The organism is Methylobacterium sp. Leaf88, from assembly GCF_001422795.1.
In the GTDB taxonomy this organism is placed as follows: domain Bacteria; phylum Pseudomonadota; class Alphaproteobacteria; order Rhizobiales; family Beijerinckiaceae; genus Methylobacterium.
The window spans coordinates 491390-491608 of sequence record NZ_LMMK01000012.1 but is presented as its reverse complement, the minus strand read 5'-3'; the positions used below and the strand labels follow the sequence as shown (position 1 = coordinate 491608).

Here is a 219-nt window from a genome sequence, read left to right as displayed (position 1 = left end):
ACACCACTTCTGCTCGGAAGGGCCTTCCCGTCGGCACCACCACGACCGCGCTGACCCCATCCCATCCCGGCCTTGCCCATCCCGGCCTTGCCCATCCCGGCCTCGCCCGTCCCAGCCTTGCCCGTCCCAGCCTGGCGGCCCTCCGCCCCGCCCTGGACCAGACCCTGGCCGCCCTGGCCCTGTTCCTGGTCGCCCCGCTCTTGGTCCTGGTCGCCCTCT

At 73.5% G+C, this 219-nt stretch carries 1 protein-coding gene; it reads left to right on the top strand.

From position 1 onward, the window contains the following. Positions 1 to 219, top strand: a 219-nt coding sequence (locus ASF20_RS24415) for a hypothetical protein (RefSeq protein ID WP_200927203.1), incomplete at both ends; no start/stop codon positions are given.